This window comes from Chryseobacterium sp. AG844 (assembly GCF_003182335.1).
Lineage (GTDB): Bacteria > Bacteroidota > Bacteroidia > Flavobacteriales > Weeksellaceae > Chryseobacterium > Chryseobacterium cupriresistens.
Window position 1 is genome coordinate 125,236 of sequence record NZ_QGTV01000007.1, and the last position, 16,490, is coordinate 141,725.

The window sequence follows — 16,490 nt, forward strand, 5'->3', positions numbered from 1 at the left end:
GACTTAAAAAATTAAAATTTCCACCATTTTTTCTTTTGGGGTTTCTGTTCTTCTTTGCTTTCTGCCTGTTCATTTCTTTTGCTGAATGAAAAGGCCATTCTCTGATAAGGATCTTTGATATCAAAGTACAATTGAGATCCGTCATCAAGAGTAAGTGCATCCATGATCTTATTTCCATCCCTGACCAGACTTTGTGAAACATCCTGTTTATTGAAATGATGCCTGATCAGATCCCTTTCGTCGGAAATTCTTGTAATAATATAGGGAGAAGCTTTGGTTCCGTCCCCTGTTTTTTCAAGGCATTCAAAAATGAGCTGTGCTATTGTCATTTCAATACTTCGTCCTTTATCTTCGGCCAGTTCTTTGTATGCAAAATATTTATAAATATGAGCTCTCGGACTCAGCAAAATATTGACGTTTACATATTGTATAACCTCTTCAAATTTTCCTTCATTGAGTAAGTCCTGCATGTTTTCAATATCTTCTGAATACGGATCATATTCAGGATCATTGATTACCAGCTCACGGCATTTCAGGAACGTTTCTTTGGTGGGATCCGCTAAAAATTCAAATACTTTCTCATACGTTTTCATTATTGTCTTCGGTTATAGTTTTTAGTTCTCGCCAGAATGCGTCTTTATGCATTCCAAATTCGGCAATCAGTTGTTTATTGATAAACGGAATTTCTGCCAGTTTATCATCTTTTTTTTCAACAATTCTTTCCAGATATAGCTTTCTGTAGGTATTGTCTTTCAGTTCTTCAGGCCAATTTACGTTTTTCAGATCAAGATCATATCCTATTCCGGAATAGTGAAACTGTGTCAGAATATTTTCCAGCATAGGGATTAAAGCATCTTCGGGATCCACAGTATGTAAAGCAGCCATTACCTGTGGCAAAAATCTGAGTGACATATCTGCGGATAAGATGGAAGGAATATCCCGTGTTCCTTTGAATCCGGGAATAAGATTTTCAATATCCTTTTCGGTATTTTCTCTGATGAGATAAAGCTGTGCACTGTGATAGAGAATCTTGGCGGCCCATACGGCTGTCTGTTTGTTACAGATTAAACGGTCTGATAAAAATTCAAGTCTTTCTTTTTCGAATTCTGTTTCAAAATAATCTCCTGCTTCCGCCTCTTCCTGAGGGGAGATTTGCTGTAAGCTTGAAAAAAGAGTAATACATTCTTCCTTACGAAGCAAAAAGATCGTGTCTAAAAACGGTGACTTGGTTTCCATGATCTAACAAAAATAAAATTATTTCGTTGAGAATAAAATTTTTGTGGGGAAGATTCATGTTAAATATGGATTCTTTGAAGTAATTATAAGGTTGGAAAGCGCAAAGGCGCAAAAAGTTATAAGCATTATGCTGTTTTTAAGGCGCAAGAAAATCAAAGATTTTCAGCAAGGTAAATCTTACCATCTAAACCTATAAGGTTTGAAATTACATATTCATTACTATAAAGATTGTTTCGTCGCTAAAGCGACTCGCAATGACTACTGTGATACAATTTCAATGATATTATTTTCAGGATCAAGGATGACGCTTTCATAATAGCCGTCCCCGGTGGTACGCGGTTCTCCAGCCACTTTATATCCATCTTTTCTCAGTATTTCTGTAAGTTCGTCTACTTTTTGTTTATTGTCTACAGAAAATGCGAGATGAATAATTCCATACTGCTGGGATTCATAAGAGTTTTCAGTTTCTCTGATATCCGGTCTGGTCATAATTTCAAGGCGACAGCCGCTCTCAAAACTTAAAAAATAGGATTGAAAATTTTTAACAGGATTGTGATACTTTTCATTGGAAACGGCTCCGAAATATTTCTGATAAAACGCTCTGGATATTTCCAGATCTTTCACCCAAACAGCGATATGTTCAATTGTCATAATTTCAATTTTTACGGTTTGACTATTGCAAAAGTAGCCGCTGGCCTTTAACGATACCCGCTCCACATTATTCTTTTATTGTCCTGTATTTACCAGGTTAGGTTTTGGATTATACGAAGGTCTTTATTAAAAAATATTATTTAAAGCATTTATTAATAACATCTTATACATTTTATTAATAAGACGTCGTTTCATTGTTTCCATTTTCGTAATTACAGAAACAAACTAAAAGTTATTATCTTTGTCCCATTCAAAATAACATTATGAGTATTCACATCAGTGCAAAAAAAGGAGAAATTGCCAAAGTAGTATTGCAGCCGGGGGATCCGCTTCGTGCACAGTATATTGCTGAAAATTATTTAGAAAATGCTAAACTGGTAAGCAAAACCAGAGGAATTTTTTATTATACGGGTCTTTATAAAGGGAAGGAAATCACTGTAGGAGCAAGTGGAATGGGTTTTCCAAGTATCGGAATCTATTCTTTTGAACTGTTCACAGAGTATGAAGTAGATACGATCATCAGAATCGGGACTTGTGGTGCTTACAATACAGATCTTCAACTTTTTGATATTTTAAATATTGACAAAGCTGCCAGCGAAAGTACGTACGCCAAATATGCATGGGGAATTGAAGAAGAAATCCTTTCTCACCAGGGGAATATCTTTAATACCATCAACGAAACGGCTAAAGATTTATCATTAAATGCTAAAGCCATCAATATCCACAGTAGTGATATTTTCTACAGAAAAGATCCTGCTACTCCGGAAATTGCAACAAAATACAACTGTCCTGCAGTAGAAATGGAAGCTTTTGGTTTATTTGCCAATGCTCAGCATTTAGGAAAAAATGCAGCGACTATTCTTACGGTAACGGATATTATTCCTACCCACGAAAAAATCTCTGCTGATGAAAGAGAAACAGCTTTGAATCCTATGATGGAACTGGCTTTGGAATCGGCTATAAAGAGTTTGTAAGAACTAAATTCATTATAGAAAAAGAGCTTTACTTTATCAGTAGAGCTCTTTTTTATAGTCTGAAAAAATTTCTGGCAGTTTCTGTAGTCTCGTCTGCGACTTCGGAAATACTGATCCTCTTCAGGTGGGCAATCGTTTGGGCTACATAAGGTAAAAATGAAGGTTCATTTCTTCTGTTCTGTATTCTCGGCATATTCTTCGGAAGCATAAATGGCGCATCCGTTTCAATCATCATTCTATCGAGAGGTACATATTTTATGACGTCTTCCAGATGTTTAAATCTTTTGGCATCACTTATGGCTCCGGTAAATCCTAAATAAAATCCTTTATCAAGATAAGTTTTTGCCTCGTTCAAGGTTCCGGTAAAACAGTGTACTACGGCTTCAGGTAACTTTGAAAGATAGTGATCTGTAATGTCATTAAATCTTTTAAATGCGGATCTTTCATGAAGAAAAAGGGGTTTATTAACTTCTATGGCGAGCTCAAGTTGTGCCCGATAACATTTTTCCTGAATAGGTCTGGGAGAGAAATCACGGTCAAAATCCAGTCCGCACTCTCCTACGGAAACCACATGATCCTGCTTTAATAATTGCCTGAGTTCACTAATACTTTGTCCATTAAAAGATTGGGCATCATGGGGATGAATTCCGGCTGTTGAAAATAAAATTTCGGGATATTCTTCTGCGATTTCCGCAGACTCTCTGCTTCCACGTATGCTGGTTCCGGTGAGAATCATATGTTCAACACCATGATCTAATGCTCGGTTGATAATTTCTTCGTGTTCTTTATAGAACTGTTTATTGGTCAGATTAATGCCAATATCAATATAAGTGTTCATCTATTTTTTACTTTTTATTTGATGTTAATTTCTAAATATAAATTGGAAACTGATTGATTCGCAGCTTCTGTTTTATATCTGCAAAACTAGACGTATGGTACGCAATCTTTTTACGCAGTTAAAAAGAAGAAAAGTAAAAAGACAAAATACTTTATGATTAAAAAATCTGCTTATCTGCGGGAGTTTTTATTTTCCACGGATTTCACAGATGTTTGTGGATACTCTATTCGTTGATAAATTTTTCAAGAAAACCGATCAGCTTTGTTCCGCCGTGACTCCAGCGGATTCCATGACCTTCTTTTTCCCGGACTTCAAAGACCAGCTCATGTTTGTAATGAAAGAAGACATTCCACCAGGTTTTATTGTCAAGAATTTCATGGATTTTTGCCATGACCTTCTCCTGTTTCTGCTGATTGTTCCCTTTTATTTCGCCCCAGAAATCATCATCCATTCTTCCAATGTGCTTTTCCCAGGCTCTTTGTGCAATGGTAATTTCGTTATTGAAAGGTTCCTGACAGGCATTGAGCAGCATGGTTTTCAACGGTGGAATGCCATTTTCATCGCGGATGCTTGTAGAGGTTAATCTTTGTCCTAAAATATTCAGCCAATGTTCAAAAGGAATTGCTTCCAGCGATGCTGCTTTTACCTCATCAGAATCGTTACTTTCCAGAATGGGAATGAATTTTCCAAAGCTTTCCTGCCTGTCAATGATTATTTCTTCATTAAAATAAGGCAGCTGCCATTCTAAAGTATTTTGCTTAAATCTATGAATATTTTCCTCCAGAGTTTCCAGGTGCTCTTCTGCTAAAAGGTCTTTGTATTTACCCTTCCATACTTCTGAAAACAGTGGAATATAAGGTTCAAACATATTCATACTTACTTTGTTTTGATAAGATTAACAGAAAGATTTTCTTCACTGATCAGATAACCAATCAGATTGAACCATTCTTTGCAGTGATCGAGAATCCAGGCATCGGAAGAAATAATGATTCCCGAACTTTCCGCCAGAAATTTATCAGGATTAAACTGAAGATCAGCTTCCCAGTTGAGTCGATTCTGCTCAGCATATTCAAGAACAAGCTGTTTGATTCTTCCACTGTTGGAAACCGGTTGATCAAAAATCCATACAAGTTTCTGAATATGATTTTTCCTGTAAAAAGAAGCAATCAACTCAATAGCTCTTAAGGTTTGATTAACTCTTTTATAAGTTCCATGCACGCCTGAAAGGTCACGGATACAGCCATCCAATCCTTCAAAAACATAAGCTTCAGAAAGCAGACTTTCCAATAAAATAATAACATTGAAACCATCAAGATATATTGTTTTCTCTTTTAACTCTGAAATATCAACATGCTTCAAATGTCTGTTGTGAAGCTGTACATCGGATGCCGACATTCCTCTCAAAGCTTGTATCTGTCGGGATTTCAGACGGTACCTGTTACCAACGAGATCCGAAGCCGCTTTTTCCGGGTAATCTCTGCTCAGCAGGTACTGCATGTCTTCAACGGCAAGTTTCAGCTTACTGATCTGTTTCTCTGAACCGAATAAGGTATCATCGCCAGTATTTTTTCCACGGTTTCTGTTATTCATGTTCAAAAATAAAGTTTTTGGTGGATGTTAGAAACCACCCCGTCAAAAATTCTTTGAATTTTTGACACCCCTCCAAAGGATGGGAATTTCACACCTTTGATTGTTAAATTTGTCAATGATATCATTTTTCTCATTCTGAATTGGGATCTGTTATATTTTCTACAACAAAAGAGATATTTTGTACAACGCTGTGATATTTATTAGGAATAAGTTTGCAAAGACTTAAAAAATACCTTTATGAATACACTGAAAAAATTATGTTATCTGTCTGCAGCGGTGCTGTTATCAGCGTCTTTCGTTTCATGCTCAAGTGATGATAATGAAATCATTATTGAACAGCAGACTCCCTCACAAGTGCTGTCTTCTACGCCATGGGAAACTACCGGAGCTAAAGATAAAAACGGAAATAATGTTGCCCTTACTGATGCCAGTGTAGCCGGATATGTAGGGTTTGCTTATTTCAAGACAGACGGAAAGTTTGCGATCTACAGCCTTACAGATGTATTGAGATCTATGGGAACATGGTCTGTAGATGCTCAGGGTAAAACAAGAACTATTGCTGCCTTAAACCCGGATGGAACCACTATTTTCACCCGTGATGTTGAAATTCTTGTGTTGAACAGAAATGAATTCACCTACAGAATCCGTCCTAATTCCAGTGATCCGTCTGTGTATTATGACATTATCCATACGAAAACTTCTCACGCTGAGCCAACGAACGGGCAGCTTACTTTAGCTTCTACTCCATGGGAAACAACAGGTGCCAGGGATAAAAGCGGAAATAATGTTGCTCTTACTGATGCCAGTGTAGCCGGATATGTAGGATATTCTTACTTCAAAGCTAACGGAACTTTTAAAATTTTCGGTTTAAATGATATACTGCGATCTGAAGGAACATGGTCTATTTCTCCTGACGGAAAAAAGAGAACGCTTACGACTCCAACTTTTACGCGTGTTGTGGATATTCTGCTTCTGAACGAAACAACATTTACTTACAGAATTACCCCAGATGCGGCTAACCCAGCTGTATTTTACGATATTATCCATACAAAGGTCAACCATAAGGAACCTTTGTAATGATTATTTTTTTATAATAAGGAAGAACCTGCTCAGTAACGGGCAGGTTTTTATATGTTTTAATTAAAAGAATGTTCCGTTAGTAACTTATCATTTGTATTCTTCCCACCATTTTTTCCAGTTTACTTTTCCCAGCTGATCCAGATTTACTTTTTCCCCGATCATCGGAAGGGTAACCGGGATATTGCTTTCTTCAGCATGTTTTGAAGCCAGCTCTAAAGGTTCGTACCAGATATGCTGTGCAAGCTTGAATTTGGAATTGTGTACCGGGATAAAGTTTTGGGCTTTTAATTCTTTTATTTCTTTCATCAGCTGGTCCGGCAATGTATGAATATAAGGCCACTTTTCGTTATACTGCCCATTTTCCATTACTGCCAGATCAAATGGCCCGAATTTCTCACCGATTTCTGTAAAATGATTCCCATAACCGCTGTCTCCTCCTAAAAACAGATTTTTGGAAGGTGTTTTTAAAACGAAGGAGGTCCAGAGCGAGATATTACGGTTCAGTAATCTTCCTGAAAAGTGTCTTGCCGGAGTAAGCGTGATTCTGAAGCCTTCTGCAATATCTATACTTTCCCACCAGTTCTTTTCAATAATTGTATCAAATGTCCATCCCCAATATTCAAAATGCTGTCCGGTTCCCAGTCCGCAAATGACTTTTCCTACTTTACCCTTTACTTGCTGAACGGTTTTATAATCCAGATGATCCCAATGATCATGCGAAATAAGAAGGAAGTCGATCTCCGGCATATGTTCCGGTTTGTAATAATCGGATCCCTGAAAAGCTTTTATTGAACCCGGCATCGGAGAGGCATTTCCACTGAAAACAGGATCTATAAGAAATCTTTTTCCATCGACCTGTATGAAATAGGAGCTGTGCCCAAACCATATCAGCACATTTTCATCCGGTTGAAGATTTTTAAGATCAGTCACTACAAAAGGGAGTGCTGTTTTGGGTGATGTATTTTCTATTTTGCACAGGCTTTGAAGGAGTAATTTAGTCATACTCTCTCCTTCTAACAGTGCCGGAGTTGTTAATATATTCTGAAACCGGCCGTTAAGATAATTGGGCAGTGTACTGAAATATTCTTTTCTTTTTTCATCGGGAAACTGTCCCAGCTGCTTTTTTAAACTTTTCATTTATTTTATTTTAAATCCATCCCGGTTTCTAAAGGTATGCTCTTTATCTTATTGGGTGTGAAACTTTACTATAAAATAAATATAAGCATAAGATTCTGAGATGTGAAAATAAAGGATGTTGAAATTTTAATTCTTTATGATTTAATGAAAACTATTCTTAAAAAATCCATTTAACCAGTCCAAGTACAAAGATTCCTAACACTATGCAACCTATCATCATTAAAGCAAAAGTCTGCACAAATTCTGTCCAATACTTTTTTTTATCGAAAGTAAAATCACTGGGGTTGATATAATAGACGTCATATACCAAAGGATCTATGCGCAAATCCGGCCTAAAATGTACAATTCCCTGAATATATCTTCGTCGTAAAGCTTTTAAATTTCCGATATAATAGCTGTAACCGGCATCAGTTCCGTCAAAATCTACGTCTGCTGCCGAACCATTGTACTTTACATTTAATATATACATCTTGTTTCGTGGGCTGGTACTTACATCATATACATCGGAAAGGTTATATTTTTCCAGATCATGATAAAGAATTTGATCTATCGTTCCATCGGCTCTTTCGTAATGAATTCCCTGATCATCAACCTGTATCTTTCGGACTACTCTTTTTCTGATTCTCCGCTGGTAAAGAAAAAAACGGTATAAACCAAAAGCAAGAGCCGGATAGTATAGTATTGCGACAACAATAAATATGACCGGTTTATCACTCATCACAACCGGCAATCCCAATGCCAGCAGGAATGCCACCAACAATAAAAGTACCCCAAAAGTTCTGGTTATCCAGGTCATCAACCACCATGTTTCAGATGTTAATGGCAAAAAATCTTTTCTTGTATCCTCTTGCATACCCTCAAGATACGAAAAAAGTAAATAACCTCAAGTAAAGATGGAAGCTGGAAGAGGGAGGCAGGAGGTTACTGTTACTCTGATAATTTCTGCAGTTATTGTTAAATCCATGAAATTCCTATAAAAAATGATAAATTGAGAAGTTTTTTATGATCTCAATACCTTTCTTCTTACTGCTTCCGGTTTCCAAACTACTTAATCAGATTAAATAATACAAAAGAGCCACAGCAGCACCATGACTCTTTTTACCAAATTGAAAATAAGATATAATTAAATTGAAACTATGAAATCGTATAGGTCTTTTCTGTAGTGGTATTGTAGGTATCGGAAATCACATTGTCTACAAACCTCCACTCTGCAGTAGAACTTCCGGTGGTAAATTTCACATGCAGATATCCTCTTTTATAAAGATTGGCATATTCCAGGTCATCAATCAATAGTGAAAATGCCTGAGCCAGTTCTATTGCTTTTGCAGGATCCGAAGTGATTCCCAGATATCCTTCAAGGCCAGGAGAAGAAACGGAACTGCAGGCAAGCTCTGTCCCGATAAATTTACCCTGCGCATCGGTAAGCTTTCCTAACCATGCATTGTGAGTATCTCCGGCCAGTACCACTACATTTTTTCCTGCAAGAACAGAATAAAGCTGTTCTCTTTCCATGAAATATCCATCCCATGCATCCAGATTGTACGGTAAAGTCGTTGTGATTCTTGCAATTTCCTGCGGTGTCAATGTAGGATCCTGTTGTTGATGTCTTGTTTTAAGAATAATCAACTGAGTGATGGTATTCTGAAGCGCCTGCATAGTAGCCGGCTGTGCACTTCCATACTGTTTAATTTCCGCAAGAATCTGATTCAGCAGCATCAAAAGCTCTGCAGGAACCATCATTTTCGTCATTAAAATCTGTTGTCCAAGCACTTTCCATTTGGCTGTATCACCATTGATCTGAGCATTCAGCCATGACATCTGCTCGTTTCCGATCAGTTTTCTGCTGGTGCTTAAGAAATCTGTTTTAAACTGTATCTGATTAAAACTTCCTGTATTATCAAGATAATCCGAATATTCCATTTGTTTATCCCTTGCAATCACCCTTGTATCCATCATGTAAAGGGAGACGATATTCCCGAAGCTGAAACTTCTGTAAATTCTCATATCTTTCCCTGTTTTAAGAGGAATGTATTCGCTGTAAGCCTGAAATGCAGCCATTTTTCTTGCCTGAAAATCTCCTTCGTTCGGCTGATGGTTTTCTGCTCCTGTTTTATAGGTATCATTGGCAAACTCATGATCGTCCCAGACACAGATGAAAGGCTTTTTCTGGTGAAGAAGCTGAAGGTTTTTATCTCCTCTGTACTGCCTGTATCGTTCCCTGTAATCATTGAGGGTAAGAATTTCCTTTGCCGGCTGATGCGCTCTTCCCAACTGATTGGTGTAGGGGTTTGTTCCGTATTGTCCGGGAGCATATTCATAAATATAGTCTCCAAGGTGTACGACAACATCTGCGTCAGATTTTGCAATCGCATCATACACATTGAAAAGTCCTGCAGGAAAGTTGGAACAAGATACAACAGCCATTTTCACTTCACTTACAGCATCTGATTTTGAAGGTAAAGTAAGGGTTTCCCCTGTTACGCTGACTTCTTTAGTTGTACTGTTATAGAATCTATAATAATATTTTGTGTTGGAAGAGATATTCTGTACATCTACCGCTACAGTAAAATCATTTACACCTGTGGCATTCGCCTGCCCTCTTCTTACTACTTCTGAAAAGTTACTGTTTTTACTGATTTCCCATGTAATCTCTGCATCTGTTCCTTTTGAATACCGGGTCCAGATAATAATTCCTGTTGCGCTGGGATCAAAACTTGCTACCCCAGATTCAAAACCTCCGTTTTTAAGATCATCGGGGGCATTCCCGTTTTCAGTAAAATCATCGCTGCAGCTTTCAATTAGAGGAGCTAAGAAAATTCCTCCGGCAGCCAATAGTGAATTTTTAAGAAATCTTCTTCTGTTGAGTGGGTTGTTGTTTTCCATCATTACTTTTTTTGCAAAGCAACGGTATCCGGAGAAGACGGCTGTTAACTGTGTTTTAAATATATTTTATAATTTTTTAAACAAATGTTTAATGTTATGCATAAGAAATTAAATCATGACACATATTGCTGTAATGGGCAAACACAAAAGGAAACCTTACCGGCTTCCTTTTTTTAACAAGTTCCATAGAAGAAGCTTGTTTTCATCAAATATATTATTTAAGGTCTTCTTTTATTCTCCTAATTCCAGCTGGTTTCTGACCAAATTAAAATATTCTCCTTTTTTGGATACTAATTCCTGGTGGTTACCCTGCTCTACAACTTCGCCTTTTTTCAAAACAATGATATTGTCTGCACTTTTTACTGTGGATAAACGGTGTGCAATGATAACAACGGTTCTTCCCTTAAAAAACTCCTGTAAATTATCATGTATAATTTTTTCATTTTCTGCATCCAGTGCAGAAGTAGCTTCATCAAAGAAAATAAAATCCGGATTTTTGTATACAGCCCTTGCAATAAGAATACGTTGTTTCTGTCCTCCGCTCAAATCATCTCCTGCGGCTCCTATTTTGGTGTCAAATCCTAAAGGAAGACTTTGAATCATTTCGTATATATTGGCTAATTTACAGGCACTGATCAATAATTTTTCATCTGCGTCTTCCTGCATGGCAATATTCTCTCTTATGGTTCCGCTGAATATGTATGAGTCCTGAAGAACAACTCCACAATTGCTTCTCCACCAATCATGATTGATCTGAAACAGCTCTTCCTGCCCGATGTTCAGATCTCCTTCTGAAGAAGGATAAAATCCCAGAAGAAGTTTGGATAATGTGGTTTTCCCACTTCCGCTTTCTCCAACAATGGCAAGAACTTTGCCGTTAGGAATTTTAAAATTGATATTTTTTAAAACATAGGGCTGATGTCCCCCCGGATACTTGAACCAAACATTATTTAAACTAATATCCTTACTCAGCAGAGCCTGATCTCCGTCTTTTAAATTCAGGTTTTCATCGGTTTGCTGTAAAATTTCCTGAACTCTTTTATACACTAAACTTGAATCCTGAAATGAGCGGAAAAACGCAACCAGATTTTCTATGGGTGCGGAAGCAATACCTATAATATATCCTATACTCAGCATCTCACCAACCGTCATTTTCCCAAGCGATACCCAATACACGCAAAAAAAGGTAGTTGAAAATATAAATAACTGTTTAATAATGCTGGTAACATTGGTTTGATAAATATCCAGGATAAGACTTTTTACTTTGGTCTTATATATCTTTTTCTGCAGCTCTTCCCACTTTGATATTCTTGAAATGTGAGCATTACTAATTTTAACGGAAACCATCCCGGTAATCATCTCAACAAGATGATTTTTGCTTTCTGAATTTAATTTAAAGGCATAATAATCTATAATCCTTCTTTTATTATGAAACAAGTAAATCCATACAGTGGAAAAAACGGCAATTCCCAGAAACCCCAATGCTATATACTGGTTATATATTAAAAGCCTTATTATAAGTACAATCAGTAAAAAAACTGATAAAATATTCGATAACAATTGCCTGGTTAATAACTGTTCTATTTTTGACTGTTCTTCTATTTTCTGTAATAGGTCTGTATATAATCTGTTTTCAAAAAAAGAGACGGGAAGTCTGACTGTTTTCTGCAGCAAGTCATTCAGCATTTTAATGCTTACCTGTGAGCTAAAGTGAACTCCTACAAAATTCTGAAGGATATTGATGAGTATCTGCCCTCCATACAAAAGCATCTGAAATCCGAAAATTCCAATGATTACTTTTCCTTCTTTCGACTTCATTCCTTCGTCAAACATCTTCTGAATCAGCTGAGGAAAGATATAGGAAATAACGGAACTTATCGTAATTAAAAAAATCAGCAGTCCAATTTTGAAATTTTGTTTTTCTAAAACTGAACGAATATAGCTTTTGAAAATTTTTAAATCCTGCTGTTCAAAAGGAGGTTTAAACTCAACAAACTCTTCCTTCGGGATTAATTGTAGCCCAATCCCTTCGTTATCTGCGGACGAAATCCAAAGCTTTACAAACTGCTCTTTTTTAAGCTTTAGTCTGCCATATTTGGGATCTGAGATATAATAAAAATTATTTTTGATTTTATAGAGTACAACAAAATGCTCCTGCTCCCAATGTAAAATGCAGGGTAAATGAACATCCTCGTTCAGTGTAGACAAAGGAACCTTAAAGGGAGTTGTATGAAAATACAGCTTTTTACCGGCATCATTAATATCTGCCAGAGTAACCCCGGATCGGGTAACTTCAGTAAGGTTTCTCAGATATACCAGATCACAATCTTTGCCGTAATATTTTAGAATAATCTTAAGGCAAACCGGACCGCAATCCATCTGTTCTATTTGGGAATAAAAGGGGAATTTGTTGAACACAATAATAAGTTAAATTGTTATGCCTAGTGTTTTTAGCTTTTTAGTAAATTCTTCATCATTTACTAATTGCTGGTTATTGGATATTTTATCTAAATAATTTTCTATTATAATTTTCACTAATTTTTGCGGAGAACTTTTGATATGAGAAAAATTCTCGTTCAGATAATCTAAAAAATCTTCATCTTCAATTTTGTCGATACAGCGCATGGCTATCAGTAAATTTTCCTGATCGCCTGAAAATTCATTTTGCTTTAGCAGAGCATTAAAGATCTGCTGAAATATCAGTCTTGTTTTTTTCTCATCCTGCGAAGATTTAAGAATGGCGATATAAGAGTTGTTAATAATATGTTTTACCATCCCCTGCTTATCAATAAGGGGAAGGTCTTCAGCCAGATTTTTGCAGCTCTCATTTTCATGTTGGTTAAACATGAAAAAAGCCAAAATCTTCATGACTTCTGTCTTGTACCGCTCTTCATTTTGAGTACGTGCAAAAATTCTGATTTTATTAAGTGATTGTTCTCCAATAATTATGGCAAAATAAGGAAACGTGTTACTCTGAACTAAAGCACTTTCAATAGCCCTGTCAATATTTTCCTCTGCCAGTACAAAATCATTTTCCACGTAATTTTTATACGCAAGCAAAGCATAGTCTAAGCTTATCATCCCCTGATGAATAGGTTCTATGAAATAGGTATTCATACTTTGCATTTTTGAATAAAGGTAATTTCCTAAGGTAGTATTCCCTGTACGAAAAGCAGAAAGTGATTTTTCAGACAGGTTCATATAGTAAAACAATCCTGCCTGGATATCTTCCGGAATATCTTTTCTAAATTCTTCAATCAGATTTTCGAAAATATGTCTTGGTTTTTTCACCTCATATTCCCTGAATTCTACTGTTTTTATTTTGTCTAAAATTATTGTTTCCATACATCATCTATTAAGAAAGCACAGCTTGTTCATTAATATATCTTTGAAGAAGAATTCTGTCGTCAATATTAAATTTGAAGGAAGGACACGCCGGGATATTATCATACCAGTTTTTCGGACATGCTCCGCCACACAGAGGAAGGAATTTACAGCTTTTGCACCATGAGTTGTTGTCCGGTATTTCATTAAACCAGTTTCTCATGACAACATTTTTGCTGTCTACATCTTTATCTTTCACAATGTTTCCGGCATAAAACTCAGAGTTATCATATTTTGGAGTGTACGGAATTTCCCAACATGTGGAGACATTTCCGAAAGCGTCAAATACTTCTGAGGTCTGGCTTACTACCATACAAGGTTTAGTAACTCTTTCAGGAATAATCTGTGTTTTAAATTTCGCTTTTGATTGCAGAAGCTTCATATAAACTTCTATTTCAAGCTCAGCAAATTCTTCTTTTGACACGCCTTTAATAGTAGCTTTGTTATCACCCCAGTCGTGGATGGGAGCAAGATAGAAACTTACGTGCTGAAGGATTCCTTCTGCTTCCAGATAATCAATAAAATCTATCACATTGTAGCTGTTTTCTTTATCCACATTACATCTGATATTGAAACTTGCTTCTTTTTGATATAATTCGGAATTAACAATTTCTTTGATATTTTTAATGATAATATCAAAACTGTTAGAACCATTTTTCAGATATCTTCTCTTATCATGGAATTCCTGAGTTCCGTCAATTGTGATCTGATATTCTGTAACCCTGTAATTTTTTACCAGTTTTTCAAAAAGAGAATATTTAAGGCTTAAAGCATTTGTAATAATTCTTGAAGAATATTTTAAATTTTTCTCTTCACAAAGGCTGATTAAACGGGTGGATAAATTAGAGATAGCCGAAAGACCTGTTAACGGCTCTCCTCCATACCATGTAATACTCAAATGTTCCAGATCGTTTGACAAACTTTCCATTTTAGTAATAATTCTGTCATAGGTAAGATCTAAAACTTCTTTTGACATACTTTTGTTAGTATGCAACTGACCGCAATAGTGACATCCCAGCTGGCAGTTTCCTGAAGGCTGAATCACATAAGAAAGTGTTTTCAGATCCTGATGATCTACAGACATGATGTTGTCTGAAAGAATTTCTCTTAACTCATCTTCAAACTCAGGTACATAAAATTCATTTTTTATCAGGTTGATAAAAATTTCTTCGGGAATCTGAGTGGTTTCAAGATTACATATTTTTTCATATAATCCTTTTTTCACTTCAATGGATGTTCCGGAACGGGTAGAAAAAAGAATGACATGATCATCTAAAATTTCCTCGTTTTCTATGGTATGGATATATCTTGATAATTTGTATTTCATAATTATTTTATTTTAATATTAAATAGAGTAGCACGAATGCTACTCTACTTTTTACTTTAGTTGTAACTCCAACATTCGTTACCACTGCAAGTTTGTGTACCTCCGAATCCCCAGCAGTCATTCTGACTTGTGCACGTTGCCGCTAGTTCTAAAGGTAACTTACCTCCTTTGATTGTCTTTACTGAACTTTCGCTCATTCCCTGTAGCTTGTTTTCAGTGATTTTTTTAGACAGTTCAAACAATTTTTTGTTTTTCATCACAATAAATCTTAGGTTAATTTTTTCTCTTGTAAAGTTTTAATTCCACACAAGACCCTGCAGAACATAAATTTGTGGAATCAGAGTTCTATTAGTTATAACTCCAGCAGCTGTTACCACTGCAAGTAGCTGTACCTCCGAATCCCCAGCAGCTGTTCTGACTTGTACAGTCTGCTGCTAATTCCAAAGGAAGTCTACCTCCTTTGATTGTCTTTACTGAATTTTCGCTCATTCCCTGTAGCTTGTTTTCAGTAATTTTCTTAGACAATTCAAACAATTTTTTGTTTTTCATGACAATAAATTTTCATGGTTAATAATTTCCCTGAACAGTTTTAATTCCACACAGGGCTATACAGAACACAAATTTCTTTATGAAAAGCTCCAGCAATTAGGATCTACGTGCAGATCCGGCCTGCACCAACTACAGGTACATTGGCTACAATGGTAAGCGAGTAAGCCACCGGTAATAAATACAAGGCCCTCTTTTTGCAGTTTTTTCATTTTGACATTTGTGATTTCCTGAGAAATCGCTTTAAGCTTTTTGTTTTTCATAGAAGTAAGTTTTTTATGTTTATTACGAATCTTAACTCTATAAAAATTAATCAAGCCTATGTAGACGAATTATTGGTCAAAATAAGCCCAACAACTGTTTAATGCACATGAGCTGGTTCCATAACCCCAACATGCATTTGCACCGAAACATGCACAGTCTGATATAATCTCTTTTTGTATTCCCCCTTAATAACTTCAACTGATTCTCTTTTCATTCCTGGGATTTTGTTCTCAGTAATTTTTTTAGACAATTCAAACAGTTTTTTGTTTTTCATCACAATAAATTTTCATGGTTAATAGTTTGCTGAAAAGTACAGGCTTCAGAGAAGGCTCAATAAAAGTCTTTATGAAAAGCTCCAGCAATTGGGGGTATTCGTTGAGCAGATTCCGCAATAGGAATTACAATCGGGATGTCTAATGCAATCATCAACAGTAAAGTCTTTCCCTGCGTAGATAGTGAGAACTTCATGTTTGTGTAGTTTTTTGAGCTTACCCTGAGTTATCTTTTTGGATAACTCTTCAAGCTTTTTGTTTTTCATGGTTATTAGTTTTATCCTTTAGTGTATTAGTTTTGTAGTAAA

At 36.2% G+C, this 16,490-nt stretch carries 18 protein-coding genes; 2 read left to right on the plus strand and 16 right to left on the minus strand.

Annotated features, from left to right (window positions below; translation table 11 throughout):
- Positions 1-11: 11 nt before the first annotated feature.
- From DEU40_RS09415 to DEU40_RS09425, 3 genes are all read right to left on the minus strand, one after another.
- Positions 12-593, minus strand: coding sequence for a DUF4919 domain-containing protein (locus DEU40_RS09415; RefSeq protein ID WP_110009599.1), 582 nt, complete (start codon positions 591-593; stop codon positions 12-14).
- The gene (locus DEU40_RS09420) at positions 580-1,236 is read right to left on the minus strand and encodes a hypothetical protein (protein ID WP_181397949.1); all 657 of its coding nucleotides are present in this window, start codon (positions 1,234-1,236) and stop codon (positions 580-582) included. The genes DEU40_RS09415 and DEU40_RS09420 overlap by 14 nt, the downstream gene beginning before the upstream one ends.
- Before the next feature lie 258 nt (positions 1,237-1,494).
- Positions 1,495-1,887: a VOC family protein gene (locus DEU40_RS09425; protein WP_110009600.1), complete on the minus strand. Its 393-nt coding sequence runs from the start codon at positions 1,885-1,887 to the stop codon at positions 1,495-1,497.
- Between the two features lie 263 nt (positions 1,888-2,150).
- Here DEU40_RS09425 and deoD point away from each other — a divergent pair, with 263 nt between their 5' ends.
- A complete protein-coding gene (deoD, locus tag DEU40_RS09430) occupies positions 2,151-2,861 on the plus strand; it encodes a purine-nucleoside phosphorylase (RefSeq protein ID WP_110009601.1) in 711 nt (236 codons plus the stop codon).
- 52 nt (positions 2,862-2,913) lie between these two features.
- Here deoD and DEU40_RS09435 read toward each other — a convergent pair whose 3' ends face one another.
- The 3 genes from DEU40_RS09435 to DEU40_RS09445 all read right to left on the minus strand — a co-directional run bounded on the left by DEU40_RS09435 (position 2,914) and on the right by DEU40_RS09445 (position 5,289).
- Positions 2,914-3,699, minus strand: coding sequence for a TatD family hydrolase (locus DEU40_RS09435; RefSeq protein ID WP_110009602.1), 786 nt, complete (start codon positions 3,697-3,699; stop codon positions 2,914-2,916).
- A gap of 223 nt (positions 3,700-3,922) precedes the next feature.
- A complete protein-coding gene (locus tag DEU40_RS09440; RefSeq protein ID WP_110009603.1) occupies positions 3,923-4,573 on the minus strand; it encodes a hypothetical protein in 651 nt (216 codons plus the stop codon).
- A gap of 2 nt (positions 4,574-4,575) precedes the next feature.
- Positions 4,576-5,289: a DUF434 domain-containing protein gene (locus DEU40_RS09445; RefSeq protein ID WP_171006275.1), complete on the minus strand. Its 714-nt coding sequence runs from the start codon at positions 5,287-5,289 to the stop codon at positions 4,576-4,578.
- 237 nt (positions 5,290-5,526) lie between these two features.
- Here DEU40_RS09445 and DEU40_RS22405 point away from each other — a divergent pair, with 237 nt between their 5' ends.
- On the plus strand, positions 5,527-6,366 hold the full coding sequence (locus tag DEU40_RS22405; protein ID WP_181397950.1) for a DUF4822 domain-containing protein: 840 nt from the start codon (positions 5,527-5,529) through the stop codon (positions 6,364-6,366).
- Between the two features lie 90 nt (positions 6,367-6,456).
- Here the strand turns inward: DEU40_RS22405 and DEU40_RS09455 are convergent, their stop codons facing one another.
- The 10 genes from DEU40_RS09455 to DEU40_RS22420 all read right to left on the minus strand — a co-directional run bounded on the left by DEU40_RS09455 (position 6,457) and on the right by DEU40_RS22420 (position 16,378).
- Positions 6,457-7,506 carry an MBL fold metallo-hydrolase gene (locus tag DEU40_RS09455; RefSeq protein ID WP_110009605.1) on the minus strand — a complete coding sequence of 350 codons (1,050 nt, stop codon included), beginning with the start codon at positions 7,504-7,506 and terminating at the stop codon, positions 6,457-6,459.
- Between the two features lie 157 nt (positions 7,507-7,663).
- On the minus strand, positions 7,664-8,359 hold the full coding sequence (locus DEU40_RS09460) for a hypothetical protein (protein WP_110009606.1): 696 nt from the start codon (positions 8,357-8,359) through the stop codon (positions 7,664-7,666).
- 281 nt (positions 8,360-8,640) lie between these two features.
- Positions 8,641-10,392, minus strand: coding sequence for an alkaline phosphatase D family protein (locus DEU40_RS09465; protein WP_110009607.1), 1,752 nt, complete (start codon positions 10,390-10,392; stop codon positions 8,641-8,643).
- Between the two features lie 228 nt (positions 10,393-10,620).
- Entirely contained in the window at positions 10,621-12,807 is a 2,187-nt protein-coding gene (locus DEU40_RS09470) for a peptidase domain-containing ABC transporter (protein ID WP_228406479.1), read from the minus strand.
- 9 nt (positions 12,808-12,816) lie between these two features.
- On the minus strand, positions 12,817-13,734 hold the full coding sequence (locus DEU40_RS09475) for a hypothetical protein (protein WP_110009609.1): 918 nt from the start codon (positions 13,732-13,734) through the stop codon (positions 12,817-12,819).
- Positions 13,735-13,744: 10 nt separating this feature from the next.
- Positions 13,745-15,100, minus strand: coding sequence for a radical SAM/SPASM domain-containing protein (locus tag DEU40_RS09480; protein ID WP_002983497.1), 1,356 nt, complete (start codon positions 15,098-15,100; stop codon positions 13,745-13,747).
- Positions 15,101-15,448: 348 nt separating this feature from the next.
- The gene (locus tag DEU40_RS09490) at positions 15,449-15,649 is read right to left on the minus strand and encodes a hypothetical protein (RefSeq protein WP_002983500.1); all 201 of its coding nucleotides are present in this window, start codon (positions 15,647-15,649) and stop codon (positions 15,449-15,451) included.
- 77 nt (positions 15,650-15,726) lie between these two features.
- Positions 15,727-15,909, minus strand: coding sequence for a hypothetical protein (locus DEU40_RS22410; protein WP_137904852.1), 183 nt, complete (start codon positions 15,907-15,909; stop codon positions 15,727-15,729).
- Positions 15,910-16,007: 98 nt separating this feature from the next.
- Positions 16,008-16,184 carry a hypothetical protein gene (locus DEU40_RS22415; protein ID WP_228406480.1) on the minus strand — a complete coding sequence of 59 codons (177 nt, stop codon included), beginning with the start codon at positions 16,182-16,184 and terminating at the stop codon, positions 16,008-16,010.
- 56 nt (positions 16,185-16,240) lie between these two features.
- Positions 16,241-16,378, minus strand: a complete 138-nt coding sequence (locus DEU40_RS22420; protein ID WP_171006274.1) for a hypothetical protein — start codon at positions 16,376-16,378, stop codon at positions 16,241-16,243.
- Between the last annotated feature and the right edge of the window lie 112 nt (positions 16,379-16,490).

Bases quoted from the DNA above. Each gene is read 5' to 3' on its own strand.
- DEU40_RS09415 (WP_110009599.1), bottom strand. From the start codon at position 593: ATGAAAACGTATGAGAAAGTATTTGAATTTTTAGCGGATCCCACCAAA.
- DEU40_RS09420 (WP_181397949.1), bottom strand. From the start codon at position 1,236: ATGGAAACCAAGTCACCGTTTTTAGACACGATCTTTTTGCTTCGTAAG.
- DEU40_RS09425 (WP_110009600.1), bottom strand. From the start codon at position 1,887: ATGACAATTGAACATATCGCTGTTTGGGTGAAAGATCTGGAAATATCC.
- deoD (WP_110009601.1), top strand. From the start codon at position 2,151: ATGAGTATTCACATCAGTGCAAAAAAAGGAGAAATTGCCAAAGTAGTA.
- DEU40_RS09435 (WP_110009602.1), bottom strand. From the start codon at position 3,699: ATGAACACTTATATTGATATTGGCATTAATCTGACCAATAAACAGTTC.
- DEU40_RS09440 (WP_110009603.1), bottom strand. From the start codon at position 4,573: ATGAATATGTTTGAACCTTATATTCCACTGTTTTCAGAAGTATGGAAG.
- DEU40_RS09445 (WP_171006275.1), bottom strand. From the start codon at position 5,289: ATGAATAACAGAAACCGTGGAAAAAATACTGGCGATGATACCTTATTC.
- DEU40_RS22405 (WP_181397950.1), top strand. From the start codon at position 5,527: ATGAATACACTGAAAAAATTATGTTATCTGTCTGCAGCGGTGCTGTTA.
- DEU40_RS09455 (WP_110009605.1), bottom strand. From the start codon at position 7,506: ATGAAAAGTTTAAAAAAGCAGCTGGGACAGTTTCCCGATGAAAAAAGA.
- DEU40_RS09460 (WP_110009606.1), bottom strand. From the start codon at position 8,359: ATGCAAGAGGATACAAGAAAAGATTTTTTGCCATTAACATCTGAAACA.
- DEU40_RS09465 (WP_110009607.1), bottom strand. From the start codon at position 10,392: ATGATGGAAAACAACAACCCACTCAACAGAAGAAGATTTCTTAAAAAT.
- DEU40_RS09475 (WP_110009609.1), bottom strand. From the start codon at position 13,734: ATGGAAACAATAATTTTAGACAAAATAAAAACAGTAGAATTCAGGGAA.
- DEU40_RS09480 (WP_002983497.1), bottom strand. From the start codon at position 15,100: ATGAAATACAAATTATCAAGATATATCCATACCATAGAAAACGAGGAA.
- DEU40_RS09490 (WP_002983500.1), bottom strand. From the start codon at position 15,649: ATGAAAAACAAAAAATTGTTTGAATTGTCTAAGAAAATTACTGAAAAC.
- DEU40_RS22410 (WP_137904852.1), bottom strand. From the start codon at position 15,909: ATGAAAAACAAAAAGCTTAAAGCGATTTCTCAGGAAATCACAAATGTC.
- DEU40_RS22415 (WP_228406480.1), bottom strand. From the start codon at position 16,184: ATGAAAAACAAAAAACTGTTTGAATTGTCTAAAAAAATTACTGAGAAC.
- DEU40_RS22420 (WP_171006274.1), bottom strand. From the start codon at position 16,378: ATGAAGTTCTCACTATCTACGCAGGGAAAGACTTTACTGTTGATGATT.